Source organism: Nostoc sp. DedVER02 (assembly GCF_034530675.2).
Lineage (GTDB): Bacteria > Cyanobacteriota > Cyanobacteriia > Cyanobacteriales > Nostocaceae > Nostoc.
Genome location: NZ_JAVRCP020000014.1, coordinates 19,191 through 42,153 on the forward strand (window position 1 = coordinate 19,191; position 22,963 = coordinate 42,153).

21 protein-coding genes are annotated in these 22,963 nt (G+C 41.1%); 9 read left to right on the forward strand and 12 right to left on the reverse strand.

Going from position 1 to position 22,963, the window contains the following annotated elements; translation table 11 throughout:
• Nucleotides 1-63: 63 nt before the first annotated feature.
• From RMZ41_RS15750 to RMZ41_RS15760, 3 genes are all read right to left on the reverse strand, one after another.
• Nucleotides 64-1,107, reverse strand: coding sequence for a PstS family phosphate ABC transporter substrate-binding protein (locus RMZ41_RS15750; protein WP_322644959.1), 1,044 nt, complete (start codon nucleotides 1,105-1,107; stop codon nucleotides 64-66).
• A 27-nt stretch (nucleotides 1,108-1,134) separates the two neighbouring features.
• Complete coding sequence (locus RMZ41_RS15755) at nucleotides 1,135-2,532, reverse strand: serine/threonine-protein kinase (protein WP_322644960.1); 1,398 nt, start codon at nucleotides 2,530-2,532, stop codon at nucleotides 1,135-1,137.
• A 246-nt stretch (nucleotides 2,533-2,778) separates the two neighbouring features.
• Nucleotides 2,779-3,792 (reverse strand): LysR family transcriptional regulator, encoded by a 1,014-nt coding sequence (locus RMZ41_RS15760; RefSeq protein ID WP_322644961.1) that lies wholly within the window; start codon nucleotides 3,790-3,792, stop codon nucleotides 2,779-2,781.
• 212 nt (nucleotides 3,793-4,004) lie between these two features.
• On the opposite strand from RMZ41_RS15760, the gene RMZ41_RS15765 reads away from it, so the two are divergent.
• The 3 genes from RMZ41_RS15765 (at nucleotide 4,005) to RMZ41_RS15775 (ending at nucleotide 7,889) form a co-directional block, all read left to right on the forward strand.
• On the forward strand, nucleotides 4,005-4,727 hold the full coding sequence (locus RMZ41_RS15765) for an NnrU family protein (RefSeq protein WP_322644962.1): 723 nt from the start codon (nucleotides 4,005-4,007) through the stop codon (nucleotides 4,725-4,727).
• A gap of 421 nt (nucleotides 4,728-5,148) precedes the next feature.
• Nucleotides 5,149-5,535 carry a thioredoxin family protein gene (locus tag RMZ41_RS15770; protein WP_322644963.1) on the forward strand — a complete coding sequence of 129 codons (387 nt, stop codon included), beginning with the start codon at nucleotides 5,149-5,151 and terminating at the stop codon, nucleotides 5,533-5,535.
• Nucleotides 5,536-5,786: 251 nt separating this feature from the next.
• Entirely contained in the window at nucleotides 5,787-7,889 is a 2,103-nt protein-coding gene (locus tag RMZ41_RS15775; protein WP_322644964.1) for an NAD(P)H-quinone oxidoreductase subunit 5, read from the forward strand.
• Nucleotides 7,890-7,929: 40 nt separating this feature from the next.
• On the opposite strand, the gene RMZ41_RS15780 is transcribed toward RMZ41_RS15775, so the two are convergent.
• The 4 genes from RMZ41_RS15780 to RMZ41_RS15795 form a co-directional block, all read right to left on the reverse strand.
• On the reverse strand, nucleotides 7,930-9,279 hold the full coding sequence (locus RMZ41_RS15780; RefSeq protein ID WP_322644965.1) for a hypothetical protein: 1,350 nt from the start codon (nucleotides 9,277-9,279) through the stop codon (nucleotides 7,930-7,932).
• The gene (locus RMZ41_RS15785; RefSeq protein WP_322644966.1) at nucleotides 9,280-10,554 is read right to left on the reverse strand and encodes a DEAD/DEAH box helicase; all 1,275 of its coding nucleotides are present in this window, start codon (nucleotides 10,552-10,554) and stop codon (nucleotides 9,280-9,282) included.
• Nucleotides 10,555-10,626: 72 nt separating this feature from the next.
• Nucleotides 10,627-10,953 (reverse strand): type II toxin-antitoxin system RelE/ParE family toxin, encoded by a 327-nt coding sequence (locus RMZ41_RS15790; protein ID WP_322644967.1) that lies wholly within the window; start codon nucleotides 10,951-10,953, stop codon nucleotides 10,627-10,629.
• Nucleotides 10,954-10,957: 4 nt separating this feature from the next.
• Nucleotides 10,958-11,215: a hypothetical protein gene (locus RMZ41_RS15795; RefSeq protein WP_322734513.1), complete on the reverse strand. Its 258-nt coding sequence runs from the start codon at nucleotides 11,213-11,215 to the stop codon at nucleotides 10,958-10,960.
• Nucleotides 11,216-11,579: 364 nt separating this feature from the next.
• On the opposite strand from RMZ41_RS15795, the gene RMZ41_RS15800 reads away from it, so the two are divergent.
• Nucleotides 11,580-13,157: an NAD(P)H-quinone oxidoreductase subunit 4 gene (locus RMZ41_RS15800; protein WP_322644969.1), complete on the forward strand. Its 1,578-nt coding sequence runs from the start codon at nucleotides 11,580-11,582 to the stop codon at nucleotides 13,155-13,157.
• Nucleotides 13,158-13,338: 181 nt separating this feature from the next.
• On the opposite strand, the gene RMZ41_RS15805 is transcribed toward RMZ41_RS15800, so the two are convergent.
• Both RMZ41_RS15805 and RMZ41_RS15810 read right to left on the reverse strand, forming a co-directional pair.
• Complete coding sequence (locus tag RMZ41_RS15805; RefSeq protein WP_322644970.1) at nucleotides 13,339-14,325, reverse strand: DUF4351 domain-containing protein; 987 nt, start codon at nucleotides 14,323-14,325, stop codon at nucleotides 13,339-13,341.
• Between the two features lie 3 nt (nucleotides 14,326-14,328).
• Complete coding sequence (locus RMZ41_RS15810; protein ID WP_322644971.1) at nucleotides 14,329-16,929, reverse strand: ATP-binding protein; 2,601 nt, start codon at nucleotides 16,927-16,929, stop codon at nucleotides 14,329-14,331.
• A 394-nt stretch (nucleotides 16,930-17,323) separates the two neighbouring features.
• On the opposite strand from RMZ41_RS15810, the gene RMZ41_RS15815 reads away from it, so the two are divergent.
• Nucleotides 17,324-18,046: a Uma2 family endonuclease gene (locus RMZ41_RS15815; protein WP_322644972.1), complete on the forward strand. Its 723-nt coding sequence runs from the start codon at nucleotides 17,324-17,326 to the stop codon at nucleotides 18,044-18,046.
• Nucleotides 18,047-18,195: 149 nt separating this feature from the next.
• Nucleotides 18,196-18,918 carry a hypothetical protein gene (locus tag RMZ41_RS15820; protein ID WP_322644973.1) on the forward strand — a complete coding sequence of 241 codons (723 nt, stop codon included), beginning with the start codon at nucleotides 18,196-18,198 and terminating at the stop codon, nucleotides 18,916-18,918.
• An 84-nt stretch (nucleotides 18,919-19,002) separates the two neighbouring features.
• Here RMZ41_RS15820 and RMZ41_RS15825 read toward each other — a convergent pair whose 3' ends face one another.
• On the reverse strand, nucleotides 19,003-19,158 hold the full coding sequence (locus tag RMZ41_RS15825) for a type II toxin-antitoxin system HicB family antitoxin (RefSeq protein ID WP_322644974.1): 156 nt from the start codon (nucleotides 19,156-19,158) through the stop codon (nucleotides 19,003-19,005).
• 161 nt (nucleotides 19,159-19,319) lie between these two features.
• Here RMZ41_RS15825 and RMZ41_RS15830 point away from each other — a divergent pair, with 161 nt between their 5' ends.
• Together RMZ41_RS15830 and RMZ41_RS15835 are read left to right on the forward strand one after the other, a co-directional pair.
• Nucleotides 19,320-19,682 carry a CopG family ribbon-helix-helix protein gene (locus RMZ41_RS15830; protein ID WP_322644975.1) on the forward strand — a complete coding sequence of 121 codons (363 nt, stop codon included), beginning with the start codon at nucleotides 19,320-19,322 and terminating at the stop codon, nucleotides 19,680-19,682.
• The gene (locus tag RMZ41_RS15835) at nucleotides 19,672-19,950 is read left to right on the forward strand and encodes a type II toxin-antitoxin system RelE/ParE family toxin (RefSeq protein ID WP_322644976.1); all 279 of its coding nucleotides are present in this window, start codon (nucleotides 19,672-19,674) and stop codon (nucleotides 19,948-19,950) included. Before RMZ41_RS15830 ends, RMZ41_RS15835 begins: the two co-directional genes overlap by 11 nt.
• A 139-nt stretch (nucleotides 19,951-20,089) precedes the next feature.
• Here the strand turns inward: RMZ41_RS15835 and RMZ41_RS15840 are convergent, their stop codons facing one another.
• Both RMZ41_RS15840 and RMZ41_RS15845 read right to left on the reverse strand, forming a co-directional pair.
• Nucleotides 20,090-20,365, reverse strand: a complete 276-nt coding sequence (locus tag RMZ41_RS15840) for a LapA family protein (RefSeq protein WP_322644977.1) — start codon at nucleotides 20,363-20,365, stop codon at nucleotides 20,090-20,092.
• A 137-nt stretch (nucleotides 20,366-20,502) separates the two neighbouring features.
• On the reverse strand, nucleotides 20,503-21,918 hold the full coding sequence (locus RMZ41_RS15845; protein ID WP_322644978.1) for a phosphoglucomutase/phosphomannomutase family protein: 1,416 nt from the start codon (nucleotides 21,916-21,918) through the stop codon (nucleotides 20,503-20,505).
• A gap of 145 nt (nucleotides 21,919-22,063) precedes the next feature.
• Between RMZ41_RS15845 and RMZ41_RS15850 the strand changes: the two genes are divergently transcribed.
• Complete coding sequence (locus RMZ41_RS15850; RefSeq protein ID WP_322644979.1) at nucleotides 22,064-22,918, forward strand: PD-(D/E)XK nuclease family protein; 855 nt, start codon at nucleotides 22,064-22,066, stop codon at nucleotides 22,916-22,918.
• Nucleotides 22,919-22,963 lie beyond the last annotated feature (45 nt).

Consider the following 22,963-nt stretch of genomic DNA (forward strand, 5'->3'; position numbering starts at 1 on the left):
AAAAATGTTTATTATCGAAACAGAATTCAGAAGTCAGAAGTCAGAAGTCAGTAGCATTTTTGCTCATTTAATTCTGACAAATCCAGCTTTTTCAATCAGGTCTTGGCTCTGAGGTGTCAGCAACCAATTTGCATAAGCTTCGCCAGCTTGCTGATCTGTTTGACCATTCTGTTTAACAATTACAAATAAATTGCGGGTAATTGCATAGACTCCACTACGAAACGCCTGACTATTCAATTGATTACGTTTATTAGGACATTGAGATGGAGGTACAAATGGTTCTTGGTAAGGAGGTACTAATTGACTACTTGTGCGTCCTAGTGGTAGGGATTTAATAATACACTGAGGTACTATCTCTGGGGCAGAAGCATAGTAAATTCCCCCAGGATTTGCAGCTACTTTTCGTACTGCTTCAGTGGTTGTCCCAAGATAACTAACGTTGACACCAAAATTTTCTTTATTTAGAACATTTTCGAGAAAGAATTCTACTGTACCCCCAGCTTCTTTGCTACGAGAGTAAACTTTAATTGGTAAATTTGACCCACCTACTTGTTGCCAATTAGTAATTTTGCCCGTGTAAATGTCTTTGAGTTGGGCGATAGTCAAACCAGGGATGTTGAGATCGTGGTTAACTGCGATCGCAATTCCATCAATTCCCACTGGAATTTCTTTTAAACTAAATCCTTTTTGTTGAGCTTCGGCATTTTCTTCAGCCTTAACTGAACGAGAAGATTGAGAAAAAGCTAGTTGATTGTCAATCAACATCCGAATACCAGTTCCAGATCCTGCTTGACCTGATGGAGGTTGAGTGTAACGTAAAATAAACCGAGGACACTGGCTTTGCAGTGATGAGTCCACGTTTTTGCGGATGGGTGCCCAGGTTGTGCTACCACCATAATTAAATGTCCCCTCTGGCAGGTTGGACACACTACATTTACTGAGAAATTGGTTTACGGGGTTATCTGTGTTGCCAGTTTCTGAGGATTTAGCAGCAGTTCCATTTAGTTGTGCCCACCGTTCCATAAAAAACCATAAGCCACTAAAGATTAAACCAATGGTGATGATAACCGCTAAGAAAAGGCTAAGTGTTTCGTTTTTCTGAGACATTATGTGGCTGTTAGCACCAGGAGTTTTTTAAAGGATGAGAGATAATAATTTATAAATAAGTCGAAATATGGCTGTTAGTGAAATTGCTACTAAAGCTGCTGCAACTGATAAAATAATCACTGCTTGAATGCCAAGCCCTCCTTGTAAAAAGGGAATAAAAAAAATAATCGCAAAAGTAATTGTTGGAATAATTAATAAATCGAACTTTTCAATCCATCGCCTGGTTTGGGCAAATACCAGTATCGCCAAAATTACAGATGCAACGCTTAAAGTAGCTATTGGTGATTGTACTAGACTGAAGAGGGCGATCGCTATTAATGCCCCTTCAAATCCACTAAATGCCGCCCCACCCAATAATTCCACTGTAGAGAACGCTGGCTGAGTTGGTGGAGGCTGGGAAACGACAGGATTAGAACTTTTAGGTGATTGTGGCGGAAGTGTTACAGAAGGCGAATTAAGTTGTGTAGCAGCTAGAGGCTGTGAGTAAAGTGCATCTAGAACTTCTTGTGCCGACTGAAAACGCTGATTAGCAGCAGGTAGCAGCATCTTATCTAAAATGTCAGCAAGGCGAGGATTAACATTTACTTGCTCTCGCCATTTCCACTGGTTGCTATAGGCATCAAATAGTTGAATTGCTTCTTGATTAGTCAACAAGGTAATAACGGTTACAGCTAAAGCGTATAAATCTGTAGACGGGAATACTTGCCCCCCTGCCATCTGCTCAGGTGGTGCAAATCCCATAGAATAAATTCCTGTGGAAGAAGCAGCCCCTAGTGCAACATTTGTCACTTGTTTAACTGCACCAAAATCTAATAGAAAAAGTTTCCCATCACGACGGCGCATAATGTTAGAGGGTTTAATATCTCTGTGGATAATACCCCGTTCGTGGACAAACTTTAGCACCTTCAAGATTTCTTGCAACACCTCTAACACTTGGTGTTCAGAAAATTTGCCCTGTTGAACTAATTCTTCTTCTAAATTTTGCCCATCAATATATTCTTGTACTAAATAAAAAAATTGATCTTCTTGTCCTGATTGCGAACTATTAATTATTACTGGGAAGAAGGCAAACAAGTCAGGGATTTGTTCGTGATCGTTACCAAGTTGTGCTAAAACATCTGCCTCTCTCTCAAACATTATTTGTGCTTGATGCAGTTGAGTTAGGGTTAAATTACCCACTGGTTGAAACTGCTTAACTACGCATTGACGCATTCCCGGAATTCGGCGATCGCGTGCCAAAAACGCGGCTCCAAACCCGCCCCTTCCCAGCAACTTCGTAGGCACATATCGACCATCTAGCAGCAGTGGCATACCACAAGTAGTACAGTACTTTTGCTGCGTTGTTTTCAGGGTCGTAATATCATCTAAATCAGCAAAATAGTTTTGTGGGCGTGGGCAACGGGGACGAGTACAGTAAACTTCCATTTTCGTGATTAGTCATTAGTCATTTACAAAAAAACAAAGGACTAATAACCTGACCAATTTTAGATTTTAGATTTTAGATTTTGGATTTAAGAAACAATTTTTCATCCAAAATCTAAAAAGTTGGCTTTATACCCTTGGATGAATTCGTGGAGATGAATCAAATAATTTCACGATCTCAAGCCCCACTTTTGCTATGGGATCAATCCAAAATCTTAAATTTAAAATCCAAAATTGAGTAACTAGATTTTAGTCTTCGCCAGAAGAGGCGGGTATTGCTATATCCAATGTAGTTACTACAATGTTTTTTTGTGCTAATTTTAACACATCTTGACTCCATCCGGGGTTAGCAAACTGGGGCAAAATTTCTTGACTAAAGGCTTCTGCGGCCTTGGATCTATAGCGATTGGGATTAAAAATCAACCACAGAGTCCGTTTAACAACGACCCCTTCAATAGGGGTACGGTGCAGAACACCCATTTGTAATTCTTTAGCGATCGCACTTGTTGAAACAAAAGCAGCCCCTAAACCAGATTGCACGGCATTCTTAATTGCTTCAATGGAATTTAACTCCATTTCAACTCTAAAACGTCTGGTATCAATTTCACAGCGTCCTAGCACTTGATCGATGACTTTACGGATAGTCGATTGGGAATCTAGGGCAATGAATTGTAATTTATATAGGTCTTCTTTTTGGATTGTTTCAAGTTTGGCAAATGGGTGAAAGACAGGTAAAATCAGCGCTAGTTCATCTTCAGCGTAAGAAAGAACTTCCAAAGATTCTGACAGTTCGCCAGGAATTTCACCGCCGATAATCGCCAGATCGACTTGTCCGTTAGCGACACTCCAAGCAGTTCGCCTAGTTGAGTGGACGTGTAATTGCACTGCTACATCTGGATATTTTTGTCGGAACATCCCAATCATTTTGGGCAAAAGATAAGTACCAGTCGTTTGAGAAGCACCGACAATTAAAGTACCGCCTTGGAGATTTTGTAAATCCTCAATAGCACGGCAGGTTTCCTGACACAGACTGAGGATTTTTTCACCGTAATTCAGGAGTAAATGCCCTGCTTCCGTTAATTGGGCACGTCGTCCTCCACGGTCAAATAAAGGGACATCTAGCTGCCGCTCGAGATTTTGAACTTGTAAGCTAACGGCAGGTTGGGAGACATAAAGACTATCGGCGGCGCGCTTGAAGCTTCCTTCTTGAGCGATCGCTTTTAAAATCCGTAACTGATCTAAAGTGAAAGGAAGGTCAGACATAAGGCTCAACCCACAAACATTGAAAGGAGCAAATGCACACAACAAATAAGGTTTGGCAGCAATCAGCCGCGCATGATTTGTTGCATATTAAACTTGAAGGCTTGACTCGAAAAAGACAGTAGCACAACATCTTGACTAAAGTCTCCTTTGGAATACTTTGTGGTATTGGTTGTACTGAATTCAATTTTCTTTAAATTACTTCACCCGTTTATATGCTGCCGATTTCTTGGTTTACACCCAGTCATTTTGTCATACTGGGGTTACAAATAGTATTTGCGATCGCTCACAGTGGAGGCGCTGCTTTGCGTCCAAGGGCCGAAAAGTATATTGGCCCAAGGCTTTATCGCATTTTTTTTGCATTAGTCAGCCTCCCGTTGGCTGTGATCTTAATTATTTACTTTTTTGGGCACCGCTATGATGGTTTGCAACTTTGGCAGGTACAAGGAGTGCCAGGAGTGCGAGAGTTTGTTTGGCTGCTGTCAGCGATCTCGTTTTTGTTTTTATATCCTGCTACCTTCAATCTACTAGAAATCGCTGCCATTCAAAAGCCCCAAGTTCATCTCTACGAAACTGGAATTATTCGGATTACCCGTCATCCCCAAATGGTGGGACAAATAATTTGGTGTGTTGCCCATACTCTCTGGCTGGGAACTACTTTTACCCTTGTGACTTCCATTGGATTGGTGTTGCATCATTTGTTTGGGGTTTGGCACGGTGATCGCCGTTTGAGCGATCGCTATGGAGAAGCCTTTGAAATTGCCAAACAACGGACTTCAATTATTCCCTTTAAAGCAATTATTGACGGCCGTCAATCTATCTTATGGGAGGAATTTCTTCGTCCTTCTTATTTGGGAGTTGCCATTTTTATTGCTTTGCTTTGGTGGTCGCATCCTCTGTTGATGGAAGCAACTGGTAGAATAAAATGGGAAATTTAAGCGATCCCCAGTGTCAGCAGAAAATCTTAAATAGATGAAATAGATGAAATTTCAGCTTATCAATTGCCCCAAATCAATGTAGGATAAATTCAAACATCTATCAGTGGGGGTGCGTTTAGTCAGCTTAAGATTTAATATTGGTAGTTGAAGGCCCGTTGTCTTTTCTGGGGAGTTAATGGCAGATTTAGTCAAATTCCCAGGCGGCCACAGCAATCAGGAGTCTAGTATCCGAAAAAGCCACCGTGAGAGTCGCGCTGGCTTTTTATGTCAGAGACACATAACACGCTGAATTTTTGCCCAATTATTCTGTGTCCTGAGATTTAGTTCCTGAAAGCATCTATCGGCAGTTACTGACTTACCAATCCTTCACTTCAGTACTGATAAGTAGTTTGATAAAAAACCTTATAATCCAAGAGGCGTCATGGTGTTGTCGGTTAGTGAGCGGACATTTACTCAAGAAGTTTTAGAATCTCCTATTCCTGTTTTAGTTAACTTTGAAGCACCTTGGTGTGGCTTGTGTCGGATTATCCATCCACTGTTATTGCAATTTCAAGCCCAATGTGGGGACGAAATTAAATTAGTTGGAGTTAACGCCGATCAAAATTTTAAATTGTCTACTACTTATAAGCTAAAGTCACTGCCAACTTTACTATTGATTGAAAATGGCACTGTTCGCCATCGCTTGGAATGCTTTCGCGGCAGAGAAGATTTACGGCTTGCTTTAGAAGAGATTAAAGCCAGCTACAGCAGTTACCCGAAAATCTACAAGAGTTCAAAAACAGTGGACTTAGAGTATCGGTCTGCTTAATGGGCATTGGGGATTGGGCATTGGGCATAGAAAATAGGGAGCAGAAAGAAGAGAGGTGATTCATTCTCATATTGCCTCCATGCCCCATGCCCAATCCCCAATGCCCCATTCCCAATTCCCAAATATAAAACCATGCTTAACACCCCACCCAACTCAGTCTTGGGTGGGTTATTTTATCCTAAAGGGTGTGTGTCACAATTATTAACAGTTTCGACACGCTAAATCAAGAATTCTAAAAGTAGGCGTCAGTGATGGAAGTAATCTATCAGTATGCCTGGCTGATTCCGGTGTTCCCTCTTCTTGGGGCAATGCTGGTCGGTCTAGGGTTAATCTCGTTGAATCAGGTGACAAACCGCCTCCGGCAGCTGAACGCTGTGGTGATTATCTCCATGATGGCAGCAGCTATGGTGCTGTCATTTGCCTTGCTATGGAGTCAAATCCAAGGACATCCGTCTTATACCCGTACCTTGGAATGGGCAGCAGCAGGTAATTTTCACCTGAGCATGGGCTACACTATTGACCACCTGACAGCCCTAATGCTGGTGATTGTCACAACGGTAGCCTGTTTAGTCATGGTTTATACTGATGGCTACATGGCTCACGATCCCAGTTACGTGAGGTTTTACGCCTATCTCAGTTTGTTTGGCTCATCAATGTTAGGTCTGGTGGTCAGCCCCAATCTAGTACAAGTTTACATATTCTGGGAACTGGTCGGGATGTGTTCTTACTTGCTGGTCGGCTTTTGGTTCGATCGCAAGTCAGCAGCAGATGCCGCTCAAAAAGCGTTTGTAACCAACCGCGTGGGCGACTTTGGTCTATTACTCGGCATTTTGGGGCTGTTCTGGGCAACAGGAAGCTTTGATTTTAATATCATGGGCGATCGCCTCGCCCAACTCGTCGAATCAGGTTCTATCAGCAATTTTCTCGCTGTCCTGTTTGCGATTTTAGTTTTCTTAGGCCCAGTTGCAAAATCAGCCCAATTTCCCCTCCACGTCTGGCTACCAGATGCGATGGAAGGCCCCACCCCCATTTCTGCCTTGATTCACGCAGCAACAATGGTGGCGGCTGGTGTTTTCCTGATTGCCCGGATGTACCCAGTATTTGAAGACGTTCCAGCCGCAATGAATGTCATTGCCTTTACTGGGGCGTTTACGGCGTTTTTGGGGGCAACCATTGCCATTACCCAAAACGACATCAAAAAGGGCTTGGCTTACTCCACCATTTCCCAACTCGGTTACATGGTGATGGCAATGGGAATAGGTTCCTACAGTGCTGGACTATTCCACCTGATGACCCACGCCTATTTCAAGGCGATGCTGTTCTTGGGTTCAGGTTCAGTAATTCACGGTATGGAAGGTGTCGTTGGACACGACCCCGCCTTAGCGCAAGATATGCGCTTGATGGGTGGACTGCGAAAGTATATGCCTGTCACAGCAACTACCTTCTTAATTGGTTGCTTGGCAATTTCTGGTATTCCACCCTTTGCTGGTTTCTGGTCAAAAGATGAAATTTTAGGGAAGGCTTTTGAAGCTAACCCATTTCTCTGGTTTATCGGCTGGCTGACTGCTGGGATTACGGCTTTCTATATGTTTAGAATGTATTTCTCGACATTTGAAGGCAAATTCCGGGGTACTGACGAGAAAATCAAGGAAAAACTTAAGAAAGCTGCGGCGACAATTGTCCTGGAATTAGAGTCAGAAGAACCAGTCCCGAATTTTGGGCCTGGGGCGATGAAGAAAGGAGAATTGGCGGCAACTAGTCAGCATCATGATTCCCATGACTCCCACGGGCATCACAGCGACTCCCCCCACGAATCGCCTTGGACAATGACGCTGCCGTTGGCACTGTTGGCTGTGCCTTCGATTTTGATTGGTTTGGTGGGAACTCCCTACGCCAATTATTTTGAAGAGTTTATCTTTCCTCCTAGTGAAACCCTTTCCGAAGTTATAGAAAAGGCTTCTGAGTTCAATCCGACGGAATTCTACATCATGGCGGGTGCTTCAGTCGGAATTTCTTTGATTGCGATTACCCTGGCTTCGCTGATGTATTTGAGCCGTAAAATTGATCCGGCTGCGATCGCTGCTAAAATCCAACCACTTTATGAGTTATCCCTCAACAAGTGGTACTTTGATGACATTTACCATCGGGTTTTTGTCCTCGGCTTGCGTCGCGTAGCCAGACAAGTTATGGAAGTTGACTTCCGCGTTGTAGATGGTGCTGTTAACCTCACAGGCTTTTTCACCCTTGTCAGTGGTGAAGGTCTGAAGTACCTAGAAAACGGTCGCGCTCAATTCTATGCCTTGATTGTGTTTGGGGCGGTTTTGGGCTTAGTGATTGTCTTTGGTGTTACCTGATTTTAATCGGGGTGGGCGATCGTCCACCCCTACCTTTTAACTATCCAATTATTGGGAGATTAGCTAATTTATGATCCCGTAAATTTTTTGCTAAGGATGCTGGGTCAAGACCATTATCTTGATAAGCTTGCATAGCAAGTTTTCTCCATTCCAAGTTAGCTTCACCAGGAAAACTACGTTTTAGCTCACGTACTACAGTAATTGCTTTTTCAGCCCAAGCTTGAAAATCCTGCTGATTCCAATAACACACATCTTGTGTATGATTTTCTGCACCACTGGTGATACTTTTACAAGGTGTAACCACAACAGGTATGATTTCTGATTCTTTGCGAAGTAACGGAATATTCTTTTTAATCCAGTTAGGATGTGAAGCGGCTTGTCTAACTTTATTTGCTCCTAGTGAATTTCCCTGATTATCAGTTGAATGGTCTTCAAATACAATACAAAAGTCATCATCAGCAATCCACCAGGGATCTGGATCAGCATCTCCGTTTGAATTTCGAGCTTCATAACCCAATAAACGCCCTAATCTTTCATGCCCATTTTCAAAGGCTTTGGAGTCTTCCTGAGTATCTTTCACTCTCTGGAGATTCTCAAGAATTGCTTTTACCTCTGCTTCAAACTTTTTATCGTTGAAATTGCCATATAGTGACAATTGTGATTCTAGTGCTTCAATTACAGAAGTCAGTCTCAATTTATCAGCTTGATTTTCTTGATTTTCTTCTAAATTCAACCTAGAGAGTTGATACAGCCAACTAACTCCTTCAGTAGTAGAAGCAGCACGCTTAAAGAAATTCCGTGCTACTCCTTCCATAGAAGCTACACCACGTTTTGCCGCCATCCAGGCTGCACTTCCAGCAAGGTAGTACCAAAAGGCTCTATATCCTTTAACATCATCTCCACTAAGCGAACTTAATACAGAACTACATTCTTGAACTGCCTGTTCAAAATTGCCACTCCAAAGTGCGTTTTGATATCTAACTTCATGAGCAACAGATGCCTGTAATTTTTCTATACCTGGAAGTTGAGATTGTTCTAATTTATCTCTCAAATCTATAATATCCTTCTCTGCTCCATTCCACTCTTCTTTATGTGTTAGAAAAATTTGCAAATTCTCAATAAATTCTGATGATTTAATATCTTTAGATTGCTCAATTCCATACTCTATCTCAGCTTGAATTTCTGGATGTAAAAACTTTCTTTTATTCTTATCTACTAAAAAACTATTCAATTCTTCTCCAAGCACTACTACTGCGGAATAATCGTTATCTGCTCTTGTACAACGACCAACTGCCTGAACAATTCTAGTTAATACACGATCATTAAAAAGAATATTTGCTGGCATTCGCGTCACAAGAAATCTCTCTTGTAGATTTGTTGCTTTTTGCATTCATTTTACTATTAATAGACGACATTCATCACCTCCCAAATCAATCTCATCATATCGGTTTGCAACTATAGCTACTGCTTTTGATTCAGATATAAAAGTTTGCTTTGACTTCTCGATTTCCCTAGCATTGAATATTTTATAACTAGTTGCTGTAGATATCTGTGTTGCAAGTTTATTTTCAGTAGGATCATCTGGGACAAGGACGAGTGTTCTTGGTGTTTCTTTGATCATATCTATAGCTAGCTTGAGTGCAGCTTCTTCATTAAGTGATCTTTCTGGAAAAAAGAAAAAGCGACGACCAATGCCCTGTTGATCCCATCCATCTGGAACTGGTAAACGAACTATTTTTTCTGTACCTGCAAGCCTTTCTAATTCTCCTCCTTCTCCTAATGTAGCAGACATATATATGCGTTGTTTAGGAGTAGAAAATGGTTGATGAGTACGAGTAGGTGGTAAAATAGGACGAATTAATATAAAGTTATAGCTGCTGTATATATGGCATGAAAATAAGTGATTTTTGATAAAAGACCAAGAATACTTTAAATCCTTTATATCATTGATATGTGTATCTAGTATTGTAGTTATTTCTTCAAGTCTTTCATACATGGACGGAGTAGGTATCTTTTGAACCCATTGGATATCTCCTAAATCAGGAGAAGAGTTAGACATCAACCTAGAGTAGTTTGGATCGAGAACAATCTCACGCATAACCGCAACTAAAACTTTAAAAAGAGTGCTGTGTTTGGGATTATTGCGCTCAATTGAAAGAGACCAATATTTTGCTATATAATTTTCGGCAGCATGGGCATCATCAAGAATTATTATGTCGGCGTTATTAAAGAAAGGATTTGCGTTAAATAAACCACTATAAGTAGTGACAGCAATAGTTTCTGCATTAGTATACTCAGCTTTGATAGTAGGGGAATATTCAGCCTGTCTACCTGTAAAAGCATTTGCTTTTATCCCAAAAATAGTTGATGATTGCTCAACAACCTGATTCACAAGCTGAACAGTAGGGCATAGATAGACTACTTTTTCATTAAAACGGCAACGCCGCCATTCTGCAATCAAAAGCCCGACTCCTGTCTTACCACTACCTGTTGGAAGTTGTAAAGCAACATCTGGTAGATTAAGAGTTTCTGGCTGACAGTATTTTCTAAGTATGTCAGCTTGGTGAGAAATCAAACCTTGGGATTTTTTATTTTTAATATCTCGGAAAAGTGCTTCAGGTGTTTCGGCAGAGGTGTGAGAATGACTAACTTTTTTGAGTGCCATGTCTTTGAGATGCTAAGTATCTGGTGATCACACTGTTGTAACATAAACAAAATGCTCCCAGAATATGATTTTTTATGTCTTTTTAATTGCATCTTCAATCTCTTCTAAGCTCACATCTGCCTGATCCGATTTTGCATAAATGAGTAGAAGTAAGACGCATTCAGGTGAGACAACTTGATAAATCACCCGATATCCACCACTTTTACCTGTCGGGATATCACTGTTTTTTGCTCGAACTTTAAAAACGGTCAAGTCTATTCCAGAGATTTGATCGCCGATAAAATTTCCAGCCTCTAGCTGATCGATAATGGGTTGAATGTCAATTTGAATTTGGCGATAGCGTTTAGTCAGAGTTTTGAGACGGCGTTTGAAGGGAGATGTAAAGCGAACTTCTGCCATAAATCTAGGCTTCGATATCGTCCCAAAGCTCTGAAACTGGGAAAGTTTGTCCTACTGCTGCTTGTCGCACGGACTCTTGCAAATCGGCTAATATTTGTGCTTTTGGCTCTTGTTCATCAATCCAAGCTAAACCACTGTTGTTATCAGAATTTATGGAACTTATAAGCTGTTGCCAAAGTTCTATAGGGACGAGTACATCTGTTGTTTCTCCATCTACGTTAGTGAGATAACGAATTTGACTTTTAATTTGTGCCATTATCATTATGGTTATTTCCTGTTTGATGCATTTTTGCACCAAATCGCTTTTTTCAAGAACCACGCATACAGCATCGTGTATTTTTAGCGATAGGTTAGGCTACGCGTAGACGTAAAGCGGCTTGTCGTAGACATCGCACCCCTAAGCTATAATTTTACCAACTTTTTTAGGGTAAATTTTTGACTTGACTGAGAGTATCACAACACACATCCCGCACCCCCAAATGTCAAAAAAGACTCCCAAGAGGAAAAATAGGGGATTGCCAATTTAATTAAATCAACCTAACGAGGAAGACGAAATCCTCAAAAAGCTGTTACTTAATAACTAGTGACTTTTTGCCAAACATGATTTTGATAGCAGATGAATTGTGATGAATACAGCTAATTTTCCGTGGCTGACGACGATTATTCTGTTGCCGATAGCCGCTTCACTACTGATTCCCATCATCCCGGATAAAGAAGGCAAAACAGTGCGCTGGTACTCCCTCATCGTAGGGCTGATAGATTTTGCACTAATTGTTTATGCTTTTTATACTGGATATGATTTCTCCAATCCAGATTTACAGTTGGTGGAAAGTTACCCCTGGGTACCCCAAATAGATTTGAATTGGTCAGTAGGGGCAGATGGCTTGTCCATGCCCCTAATTATTTTGACTGGATTCATTACCACGCTGGCGATTTTAGCAGCTTGGCCTGTCACCTTCAAGCCCAAGCTATTTTACTTCTTGATTTTGGCGATGTATGGCGGTCAGATTGCCGTGTTCGCTGTCCAGGATATGCTGTTATTTTTCCTGGTGTGGGAACTGGAACTAGTACCGATATACTTTCTGCTGTCGATTTGGGGAGGCAAAAGACGGCAGTATGCAGCGACCAAATTTATTTTATACACCGCAGGCGGTTCGCTGTTTATTTTGCTGTCTGCCCTGACAATGGGATTTTACGGCGATACGGTGACGTTTGACATGCGATCGCTCGGCTTAAAAGATTTCGCCCTGAATTTCCAGCTAGCCCTCTATGCTGGCTTCCTGATTGCCTACGCCGTCAAGTTGCCGATTATTCCCTTGCACACCTGGCTACCTGATGCCCACGGTGAAGCTACAGCACCCGTACACATGCTATTGGCAGGTATTCTTTTGAAAATGGGCGGTTACGCCTTAATTCGGATGAATGCCCAAATGCTCCCCGATGCCCACGCTTATTTTGCACCAGTGTTGGTGGTTTTGGGGGTAGTTAATATCATTTACGCTGCCTTGACATCCTTTGCCCAGCGCAACCTAAAGCGAAAAATTGCCTACTCCTCAATTTCCCACATGGGCTTTGTGATGATTGGTATTGCCTCCTTCACCGATTTGGGATTGAGTGGGGCAGTATTGCAAATGGTTTCGCACGGATTAATTGGGGCGAGTTTGTTCTTCCTGGTTGGCGCAACTTACGATCGCACCCACACCCTGATGTTGGATGAAATGGGCGGTGTTGCGAAGAGAATGCCAAAAATTTTCGCCATGTTCACTACCTGTTCGATGGCTTCTTTGGCATTACCAGGGATGAGCGGTTTCGTGGCAGAATTAATGGTGTTTGTCGGCTTTGCTACTAGCGATGCTTATAGCTCTACCTTCAAAGTCATTGTAGTATTCTTGATGGCAGTGGGAGTAATTTTAACTCCGATTTATCTACTGTCGATGTTGCGAGAAATTTTCTACGGGGAAGAAAACAAGGAATTAGTTTCTCACCAAGCTTTGATAGATGCCGAACCCCGTGAAGTATTTATCATTGCTTGTTTGTTAATTCCAATTATTGGTATCGGTTTCTATCCAAAATTGCTGACTCAAATGTATGACGCGACAACTGTACAATTGACTGCAAGATTGCGTGATTCCGTACCGACATTAGCACAGCAAAAAGACGACACACTAAAGGTTTCTTTGAGTGCGCCAAAGATTGGTAATTAAGTTGCGATCGCTAGTTTAGTTGAAATATTTATTGCTTTGAGGGCGGGTTTTAATACCTGCCCTTTTTGTTACTCACTCGTAACTTTTTATTGGTAATGTAATAAATTATTGAACTGAGTTAAAAAATCCTGTATCGACAAGTGAGTAGATGTATTTTTTACATTTTTAATAAAAATAGATTTTAAGCTGATTGATTTGTTTGCAACCAGTTAAGCAAATCTTCCATAGCAGTAAAATCTAACAAAGCTTCGCCAAGGGTTTCTAATTGATTTAAAGAAAGAGATTGGATGCGATCTTGCAATTCTGGTGATAATTCTCCCACTCGTCTTTGTAGTAACCTTAAAATAAGCTGTCGTTCACCTTCTTGTTTACCTTCTTGTTTACCTTCTTGTTTTCCTCGCTCATAGCCGATGCGCTCACCTGTAGTTATGTATCTCATAGTCCGCTCCTGCTCAAATTGTTTAAACTCTTCCCAAAACTGATTTTCCAATGCCTTTGGTAATATCATAACCCAATCGATAAATCGATATAGATTGCGAATATCCTGCTCTTCTAAGCCCAAATCATATAGTCTGCGAATTAAACTAAATTTCCATATTTTGCGTTGTTCGGGTGATGAGCGCGTCTGCTGCGTTTTCAAATGCGCCATGACGACAGTTGCAAATGGATTATCGCTATTTTCTAACTCGTGAAAGCGATTTTCGTAATCCAAAAGTTTAATACTGCCAAATTCAAAAGTTAAGCGAGTATTGGGATAATTGTAACTGTAATTACTTGGTCGCCATTCGCGGTTTGAATCGCAGAGAATTGCAAGGCTTATTGCTGGACGATCGAAGCGGTCAAATATGCGAAAGTTGTAGGTAAACATCCGCTTGGCAAAGTTATCTTCTTTTTGTGCCTGAATTTCAACATGGATTAATAACCAAAGTTCTTCCCCTTGGGTTTGCCAAACTTTGACTAATTGATCGGCATATCGTTTACCCTGTTCAGCTTCACGAGCTATTTGCTGAAATTCTTTATCTAGAAATTGGTAGGGACGTTCCCAATCAATTAATGCAGAAGTTTCTGGAAAAAAGAAATGCATTGCTTGGGGAAAATAAGCTTCTATAATTTCTTTCCAAGGGCTATCAAAATTAGCGCGTAGGCGTAGCCCGTCGTCATTATTCATTTGTCAAATTTTGGATAGAGTAGCAGTACTTACAGTAGCTAGTTTAGAACTTTGCCAAATCGGAATCTCAACCCAAAATTCTGCTCCCTGTCCTGGTTCGGAAATACACCAAATAGCTCCATTGTGTTTTTCTGTGATAATCTGAGCGCTAATTGCCAATCCTAATCCAGTGCCTTTACCTGCGGGTTTCGTGGTAAAGAAAGGGTCAAATAGTCGTTGCTTAACTACTTCGGTCATGCCAGGGCCATTATCTGCAATTTGTATAGTTATGCGATCTGGGTTGCGTAACTCAGTACGAATTACAATCTGGCTGGGGTTAGCTTCTATATCTTCCAGAGTTCGCTGATTGTTATAACTATCTAGGGCATCAATGGCGTTACTAATGAGATTCATAAACACCTGATTGAGTTGCCCAGCATAGCAATCCACTAAAGGGATATCACCATAAGCTTTTACTATTTCAATTCCGGCATTTCCAGGCATTTGTTTGAGGCGATTTTGTAAAATTAGTAATGTGCTATCAATACCTTCGTGAATGTTGACAGGCTTCATATCCGCTTCGTCAAGTCGAGAAAAATTTCGCAAGGATAGAACTATTTCCCGAATGCGATTAGCTCCCATTTTCATTGAAACTAAAATTTTAGGTAGATCCTCAGCCATAAAGTCAAGGTCGATGGCTTCTATATAAGCTTGTATTTCAGGTGTTGAATTAGGATTTGAATTTTGATAGAGTTCTACCAGTTCTAACAAGCCCAGCGTATATTCACTTATATGGGTTAGATTACCGTAGATAAAGTTAACTGGGTTATTGATTTCGTGAGCTACCCCAGCCACTAGTTGACCTAAACTCGACATTTTTTCAGTTTGAATCAGTTGAGCTTGAGTCTGTTTTAAATTATGCAAAGCTTTGTTGAGTTGTTCTGCCTGAGCAGTAGCAGCAGCAGTGGCAGCACGGCTTTGATTATACAATTGGGCTTGGTCAATGGCGATCGCTAATTGGTCAGCCACATCTCGAATTAGTTCTACCTCTTCATCGCTCCAAGAACGCAGCGCTCTACTATGTTCGCAGACAATCACACCCAAGCAACCCGACTGAGTTTGAACCGAAACTATTAGTAGAGACTTAAAACCCAATGTCACCAGTAAATTCCGATTCTTGAAATCAAGCCAGGGATCTGTCGCAATATCATCAAAGCAAAGCAGATTCCCTTGGAGAACAGCCTCACTCAGCGCTTCCACATTCTGAATAGGAGAACAGCCCAAGGGTTCTGGCAAGTCGGGAGCGCAGGCTTGCTGACTCAGTTCAAAGCTAGTAGATTCATCTTCTTGATGACACCAAAGGAACTGGCATCGATCGATCTGGAGTAGTTCTCGAACTTCACCCACGACTGTACTCAAAATCGTATTCAGATCCAGTGAGTTGCGAATTTGACTAGATAGACGAGTTTTAAGAATTTTTTCCCGCTCAACTAGCTCTCGCAACTGGGCTTCAGACTGCCTTAACTCTAACTGGGCCATCTGACGATTGACACTAGCTTTCGCTAGTAGCCAAGAACCAATGCCAATTAATGCTACTAAACCAGCATATAGAAGTAGCAATTGACTCAAAAATCGGTTTGATTTGGTCGTCAACATTTCTGGTGACACCCATGAGACAATTTTCCAATGATAGGATTTGGTATTAATTTGATTTTGGCTCGGTGCAAAAGCCTGTCCCGCTCCCGTACTAGATTTTTGCCCTTCAAAAAGCGGGTAGACTGTAGCAAAAGTGAACATTCCCTCAGCAGTTAGGAATTGTCCCGATTCTTTTTGAGAAATCTGCTGCCATTCTTGGGGAAAAGCTTTGCCAAAAGTGCGGTTTTTGCGATCGCTAAACATAAATCCCCATTCATTCTCAGGCTTCGCCCCTTTTAACCAGTAACCATCAGCATTCAGCAGCATTCCCTGACTAGGGACATTAGCGAAAGCTTGATTGAAATTGTCGAGCAGTTTAGCGCCAAAATAATTTAACACTACAATGCCTCGTTTCTGTCCACGGCTGTCAAAAACGGGAGTACCAAAGCGGATCATTGGTTTGAGGGGTTGTTCAACCTGACCTCGTTCAATATTCAGGTCAAGGGGAGAGACAAAGACTTCTCCTTGGTTCAGTCGCAAAGTGTCATTAAACCAGTAACGCTTTGCTTGCACTTGCAGTTTTTCTTCGGGGACAATCTCTGGTTCACCCTTTTTGAAGTTGACTCTGACAACTTCTTTACCCGATTCATCTAAAAAGCGAATTTGGTCGTAAAGTTTTTTATATCGAGAAAATAATAAGAATTCTCTAGAAAGTGCCTGTTGTTCTCCATCCACTCCTTCTAAAATTCTTTGTAACTCATTTTGTTTAGCGATAACCATCAAATCTGAGACGACCGAATGGAAGTCTCCGCTAATTACTTTTGTTTGTAAATCTACCTTGCTGAGTTCATTTGTTTTCAATACAACTTTTTCAGTTTGTACCTGTTGGTAGTAGATAGCTCCGACAACACTCCCAACTAAGGCTGATAATGGCAAAAAAACAGTTAAGAAGTTTTTGATTAAAATTCGTGAATGGATCTGTGGTGACATATCTGATACTTAAGTACGATTCAAAAATCGGGCTAAAAATCAGCTAAGTTCCAGCTACGCCATTTTTTCGGAGTCAAGGTTGAGAAAAAGCTTTTTCTCCTGGTAGGTATAGGTAATCAGCCCAGCTACCAAATTCACCATGAAATTGAATACTCTGCGACTTCTGGAATGTTCTAGTTGAACAATATTCCACCCTTTTTTGCTATTGTGGGTTAGACACTCTCGTAGACAGTACCGAAAAATTACTTAATTAAAAAAATACACTTGTAATTGCTTTTCACTATTGAGAATGATGAAAAGCTATCGCTAAAAATGGTTCTTTATTCTGGCGCTGCGATCGCACATCAATAGATTACCTACCATCTACCTAGAATCAGATTTGGCAAAACCGCTCATGTTAAACTACAATCCACTCCATTGTTTGCCATCTTCCGAAGAGCTGCCCGACTCAAATGATACCCCTGTGGATAATGAACTCCAAAATTTAATTCCTGGCTTGTTGAAAACTACACTTGCTTTGGCTTGGTGCGATCGCTGGGATTGGTTTTTTGGTGTTGATATGGGTATCTATTATCACCCAGACAAACCAGCCATTGTCCCTGATGGGTTTCTCAGCTTAGGAGTTAAACGTGTCATTGATGAGGATTTACGCCTAAGTTATGTGCTGTGGGAAGAAAAGAAACTGCCAATTTTAGCACTAGAAGTTGTTTCTCAAATATATCGAGAAGAATATAGCATCAAGAAAGAATTTTATGCCAAAGATTTAGGAATTTTGTACTACGTTGTGTATAGTCCCCTGCGGCGGAAAAAGTCGCCTTTGGAAGTGTATCACTTAGTTGATGGGGAATATATCTTAATATCAGGAAATCCCGTTTGGCTACCAGAAATTGGTTTAGGAATTGGGCGAGAACGAGGAATTTATCAAGGTATAGTGCGGGAATGGCTGTACTGGTATGACGAGGAAGGGCAAAGATTGCTAACACCAGAAGAACGCATTAGGGAAGCGGAAGAACACACAGCTTTTGAAGAACAGCGACGGGTGGAAGCAGAACAAAAAGTGAAAATGTTAATTGAAAGGTTGAATGCGCTAGGTGTCGATCCAGAAACCTTGTTATAGATTCACCAGATTTCGGAATTTTTGATGCCTTAGTGTTAATTAGCTTGTTGACTAGGGAATGATATCTATAAAGCAACTTATAACTTGATGGTACAAATCGTAATGGCTGGTTGCTCAATAAATATATTTACCAAAACCTGCATCGAAATATGGAAGTTAAATTAGGATTTGGAGCAGTCCCAAAACCTCAATATGTTTTTGTGAGCAAAGAATCGGATCACTGCTGGTATATGCTTGCTGAAGATGAAAAACGCATCCCAATTTATGAGAGAGCTTTGACTGGGATAATTACAGAGATAGAAGTTAATAAAAAGGTTGAAACTAAATTCGGGCCAGTTGAAAAGAACGATTTATATATTTTGGCAGACAAACCTTATATTATCCGTTCAGGTAGCGACTCCTTCTTTTCCAAAAGTTTATTGTTATCTTTAGATGTCCTTACTTATAAAGAATTGTGTAATCCACTAACGATAGCCGTTAGCCCTGGAGACAGTAATGTAGTTTTTTGCAAAATTTACGATCCAATAACTTATCGTTCTGTAGGTGTTAGTTGGGATGGACATAAGGAATTAGATTGGCAAGCTTTAGGACAAAGACTAAGTTTAAAAATTAATAATATTCATAATTTTAATCAAGAGACAAATCAATCTCAATCAGAAGCAATTGATAATATAAAAACGCCTGAACCGCGTGATATTTTTATAGCTAAAACTGACACATATTTAGCTCAATTAAATTGGACTCCAGAGCAGGGAAGGGAGTATTTACAGCAGAAATATGGCAAGCGATCGCGTCTACAACTCACTGATACAGAAATTCTGGATTTCATTGATTATCTGAAGCTAAAATTAACCCAAAACTGCCCAACTTAACTGCTGTTGTGTGAACTTTAGATAATTGCGATCGCTCTTAGTCCAAATCTTCTTCGGTAAGTCCAGCATCTTTCATAATGCTTTTCAAACGCTAGCAACTTTCAACCAACCTTGAATTGCATCTTGCAGCATTTCTAACAAATGTTCATAGCTGTCTCCCCAAGTGTGGCATCCGGGTAGGGCAGGTACAGAAGCACACCACACACCGTCTTCTTGCCAGATAACTGCTTTAATTTTCATTACCAATCATCTCTACAAGATTGCGACTAATATTCTAGCGTCAAGCCGAGTGCGTAGGAGTAGCCCCTCGTAGACATCGCTTGTCCATTGCATGAGGTGTTAGCCACAGGTGCAATCGCTTTGCTAAAAGTTTCCAAAAAGCCTGTATTGTCAGGCTTTTTTTGTGTAGTGCAAGGCTTACAGGCTACAAACGCTTTGAGAAAATAGCGATCGCCACTATAACCATCTTGCCTTGCAATATATTACAATACAACATATTGCAATACAACTTTCATAAGATAATGGGCAAAGAAAATATTACGTTTCGGATAGATAGCGATCAGAAGGCTGCACTTGATGCGATCGCAGCTGGAATAAACCGCGATCGTAGCTACGTACTTAATGAGGCAGTAGCCACTTATCTAGAGATGTATCAGTGGCAAATCGAGGAAATTCAAAAGGGGATTGCTGAAGCGGATGCTGGAGATTTTGCTAGTGATGAAGAAGTAAAAGCGACTTTTGCAAAGCTTACCAATGCAGATTAAGTGGCTGCGTCGTGCGCTTCGTAATTTGGAACAAGCCCATAGCTACATCCTCAAAGAGAATCCACAAGCAGCGCAGGAAGTGATATTGAGGATTCAACTTGCTGCCAGTCAACTTGAGAATTATCCTTTTATGGGGCGAACTGGACGTATAGAAGGTACAAGGGAGCTAGTAATTCCTAGCACGCCATATATTGTTATTTATCGAGTCAAAGAAGAGTCAGTAGAAATTCTTCGAGTTTTTCACACCTCAAAGCGCTATCCAGATTAGCACTATTACCCACACAGTCACAATTACACTTATCAAATATCGCTTGCTTCCGGTAGCCAGTCTTCATCCAACACTAACTTTACCTCGTTTTCCTGGTTTGATCGTAATAATGTTTTGTTACTGCATAGCTATTCAATCCTCAAAAGTCTTCATCCTCAACAAAAAATTCTGCATCCTCTTCCAATCGAGAATTACGCTGCCCAATACCAGCAAGTCCCCAGAGAGGTTGCAGCAGTGCCATACCAATTAACCCTACACCGGCACTAAAAGCCAGTACTAAACCCATTGGTATTTGAATCGATTGAAATGTTAAGAATTTTAACGATACGGGTGTGGCATTTTGGACTGAAATAATAGCGATCGCAATTACCCAAACCGATACAACTAGAGATGTCAAAAAAGGAGCGATTTTCATATTTTGATTGAAGAGAGACGCGATTAATCGCGTCTGTACAGGAGTGAGAACTTAGAAGTTATTAATTTAGAACTCATAACTGTTAATAGTAGTTAAAAGTTAATAATTGTTAATTTACAACTCTTAACTCACAATTCTTATGCCTCTAATTTAGCAATCACACTCTCTAACTCGTGCGCGATTTTGGTGAGTTTTTCGGGAGTGTTGGTTTCTAGGTAGACGCGCACCAATGGTTCTGTCCCAGAAGGACGCAGTAAAATCCAGCTACCTTCTTCTAGATACAGCTTAATACCATCTTTACGCCCTACTTCCTTGACTTTAATTCCTGCTACCTCTGTAGGTGGATTTTTAGTAAAGGAGTCCATGACGGCGGTTTTGTGCGCCTCCGTGAGGTGTAAGTCTAAACGATTGTTGTAAAGTGGGCCATCAGCTTCAGCGATCGCTTCTGCCACCATCTGACTTAGCGGTTTGCCTTCATAAGCGATCGCTTCTGCCACCAGCATATCGGCTAAAATCCCGTCTTTTTCGGGGATATGCCCGATAATACTCAAACCACCCGATTCTTCTCCACCAATTAATACGGCAGTTTCGCGCATTTTTTCACCAATGTATTTAAAACCAACTGCTGTCTCATAAATTGGCAATCCATTTTTAGCAGCGAAGTTATCCAGTAGGTGGGTTGTTGCCACAGTGCGGACGATAGCGCCGATTTTACCTTTGTTTTTGAGCAAATGACGTGCCAGAACTAGCAGCACAGTATTCGGAGTAAGGACATTTCCTTGTTCATCAACGATACCAAAGCGATCGCTATCTCCATCCGTCGCTAAACCCAAATCAGCGCGATCGCGGACTACTGCTTCCACTAACTCAACTAATTGTTCTCCTTTGGGTTCTGGCATTCCACCCCCAAATAAAACATCCCTCCAATTGTGGAAACTTTCTAACTGAACGCCACTCTGCTGCAAAACTTCATCTAAATAGCCGCGAGAGGTAGAATACAAAGCATCGTACTTTACCTTTAAATTAGCGCTTTTAATTCGTTCTACATCAAGTAGAGTGTAGATAAATTGCAAGTAATCTGGTTTCGGATCGAAAATTGAAATTGAACCTGATGGTTTGCTCCCAGGCAAATCATCCGATGCGCTTTTTATATTTGCCACAATAGTATCAGTAATCTCTGGAGTGGCAGGCCCGGCATAATCGGGTATATATTTAATTCCACAGTAGGGTGCAGGATTATGACTAGCAGTAAACATTAACGCGCCAGAGGAATTTAAGTGACGGGCGTTGTAGGCAATTACTGGTGTAGGGCAATCCCCATTAGTAATTTTTACAATCCAACCCAAGTCAGCCAGTACTTGGGCTGCTGCTTGGGCGAACTGTTCAGCTAAAAAGCGAGTATCGTAGGCAATAAGTACTGGTCTATTTTTTGTATAGGCTGTTTCTAAATAAATGGCGATCGCTCTTGTTACTTTCCGCACATTGGGAAAAGTAAAATCATCGGCAATAATCCCTCGCCATCCATCAGTGCCAAATTTAATCTTGCTGGACATTTTTGCCACTTGCTTCCGTACATTATCAGTACTATAAAAGCTTCCCGTAAAGTATGTTTAGCAGCAAGTATCCTCCGAAATTATTTTCTAGGGAAGCCTTAGTTTAAACTTCTCCCACCGTATTTTCTCTCACTGTTTCTGAGCAATGTCAACCCCCGATCGACCTTTTGCCAGTTATCACCTTTGGTCTCTAGTTGCCCCAGCAACTGGGCAAGAACGCTGGCATTGCCAGATGAGACGGGGGTTTATCAAAGCGCGGCAACACGAACCAAAAGTCAAAGCTCTTTTAGGGCAAGCCACCGCACCCCAGAGGATTGGTATACTCGCCCAAAAAGGCATTTATGAGTTTCATCATCACAGCTATCTGTTGAAGCAAGCAGATGGCGTAGAAAGAGTTGCACAGTTACTTAAATTAGCCCACTCAACCGTTCAAGTTCAGCAACGAGTGCTGCAAATTTTGAAGAAATATCACGATGCGCCGTTACTGTTGGATAAAGATATTATCCAATTAACTCCGGGTGATGAAGGCTTTCCTAAACCGATAGTAGTTGAACAAGAAGATTATTGCTTTCGCTTATATGCTGCTATGGACTGCGTTTTCATTGAGTCTGATAGCACTTTACATATTTTAGATTTCAAAACTGGTAAGTCAGCTTTTGACAAACGACAGGCATTAGTTTACTTATTAGCTGCTCGATATCTTTACCCTGGGCGGGAAGCTGTTGCATCATTTTATAATTTAGAAATTTGTAAAAAGTCTGAGTTAATTAGCATCAATAATAGTGAATTAGAATCCTTAAAATTTGAGTTAGCGAATATTGCCCATAAGCATCAATACGATTTGCAAAAATATCACGACGGAAATACTAGCTTTAGTAAAATTTTTCCTCCAAATCCTGGTTCTCATTGTCGCTTTTGCCCATTCAACTCAATCTGTGAATTTGCCGATTTTAAGCAACATCAGTCGTATCCACTGCCAAGTTTAAGAATTAATAGCTAATTGGGGCATGGAAATGAGGGAAATGGGGAGCAGAGGATAAGTAGC